This is a genomic window from Alkalihalobacillus sp. MEB130 (assembly GCF_032335535.1).
In the GTDB taxonomy this organism is placed as follows: domain Bacteria; phylum Bacillota; class Bacilli; order Bacillales; family Bacillaceae_D; genus Halalkalibacter.
This window is the reverse complement of sequence record NZ_JAOANA010000056.1, coordinates 1-1,878: the sequence shown is the minus strand read 5'-3', so window position 1 is coordinate 1,878 and position 1,878 is coordinate 1. Positions and strand designations below refer to the sequence as shown.

Below are 1,878 nucleotides of genomic sequence, written 5' to 3'. Positions count from 1 at the left end.
CACTTGCTTCTTAAATTCTGTGGTAAACGTTCTTCTTTTTTTGGACATAGTAGATTCGCTCCTCACTTGTTATATGGTTATTCTACTAGCCCTTATTTTTATTGTCCAACTAAGTGTAGCCTATTCATGTTGCGGTAGTGAAAAAGAGAGGGAGTAGAGTTGGCGACCTCTGAAGGGCGTGTTGTGGTAGTGAATGGAAGAAGATTAGAATTTCAGGACCTCAATTAAACCTATTGAAGCGGTCTAATTGAGGTATCTTAAGTTTCACGAATTCTTAGCATAAATGTAGGATACGTTAAACAACCGAAATCAATTATTTTTATTCATGTTCAATGCTTTCTCATTTCGAAGTTGTATACGTTCGTAGTTTTCCATAAAGAGTTGTTGTTCTTCGTTCGAAAGTGGTTGAACAGTTAATTGAACACCCTCATTTTGAAGGGTTGTCAGTAAAGAAGTCATGATGCTACTTATCGTAAGAGGCTTTTGAAGAAGCTCAGTTAAGGAAGCCATTGTTTCTGGTTGAACAACAGGATAAACAAATTTCGTTTCTTTCCCAGCTACGGCTTTATCATAAAATTGTTTGATAAGGTGAGCACGATGGCTGCCGCTTCCCGTCACACAAAGGTAAATTTGGACGGCGATGCCACCGCGAATACGACGCTGCGAAATTCCAGCAAACTTTTTCCCGTTAATGCTCAAGTCAAAGCTACCTGGACAATAGGAACCGACAATTTCATATGCCTCAATGTTTACATTATAGGAAGCAAATATTTTTTTGATAAGGTCGTACATCAGTTCATAGCCAGCATCAATTGAAAACCCTTTTTCCTCTTTAAGAATGAGGGAGACATTTAAAACCCCATCATCTAACACAACAGCTAGTCCGCCTGAATTGCGGACAATGACGCGATACCCTTGTGATTCTAAGTACGCACGCCCTTCTTCAATATGAGGGAGCCGGCTATCTTGAATACCAAGAACGACTGTTTTGTGATGAACCCAAGCCCGAGTGGTCGCTAGCCCTTGTTGTTGACCAATAAAAGAGCAGAGGGTGTCATCGTAAGCAAATGATTGCAAGGCATCAAAAGATGGTCCAAATGTTGTATGATCTAATACACGCCAAGTTGGCGAAATGGATGAAAAGGAAATAGTCATGGGCGAAGCTCCTATTTGTTTTTAGAATAGATCTTATTATAACATGTGATTGTTTTTCAAAATAAATAGAAGAGGGTTTTCGTTTCGGAATAAAAACTCTATGGGAATGTTGGAAGGATTTCGGTCCAAGTTTGGAAGGGGTCAGACCCTCTTTACATATTTTGAGAGGGCATCGGTACTGGCTTATAGCGAAGTTTGTGATATACTAGTTGATGGTTTAAAAATGGAGTATTCCGTTGAATATATAGATAATAGTAATAGAAGGGGTCAGGTTTGATGGCAAATGAATTTCGAATTTGTGATGAGTGCCAAGCGACCAATATAAAAACTCTTATCCCACGGCTGAAAAAAGTCGATGCTGAAGCAACGATCGATATCAAATGTCAGTCGTATTGTGGACCAGGGAGAAAAAAGTCGTTTGCATTTGTAAATAATCGTCCGGTCGCAGCACCAGATGAAGATCAACTTATCGATAAAGTGATGAAAAAGCTAAATAAGTAATCCCAGTTGACCAATTAACTGGGATTTTTTATGTTCTCTAGTCGTTAGGGGTCAGACCCCGCTGTGGTACGGTGAAGAGGGAAAGAGGGGTCAGACCCAGGGCTGTTGATTAACCAAAATTTAGTAGATACAAGCATATAAAAAGACAAAGAAAGCCATCTCCGTTAAAGTGTAGTTACCGCTAACAAACACAAAGGAGAATGGCTTTCCATGAACAAGATT

General features: G+C 39.6%; 2 protein-coding genes. One reads left to right on the top strand and one right to left on the bottom strand.

What is annotated here, in order from left to right; all coding sequences use genetic code 11:
* Nucleotides 1-309: 309 nt before the first annotated feature.
* On the bottom strand, nt 310-1,155 hold the full coding sequence (lipL, locus tag N0O92_RS23665) for an octanoyl-[GcvH]:protein N-octanoyltransferase (protein WP_315617494.1): 846 nt from the start codon (nt 1,153-1,155) through the stop codon (nt 310-312).
* A gap of 276 nt (nt 1,156-1,431) precedes the next feature.
* Between lipL and N0O92_RS23660 the strand changes: the two genes are divergently transcribed.
* On the top strand, nt 1,432-1,656 hold the full coding sequence (locus N0O92_RS23660; RefSeq protein WP_315617492.1) for a YuzB family protein: 225 nt from the start codon (nt 1,432-1,434) through the stop codon (nt 1,654-1,656).
* Nucleotides 1,657-1,878: the final 222 nt, after the last annotated feature.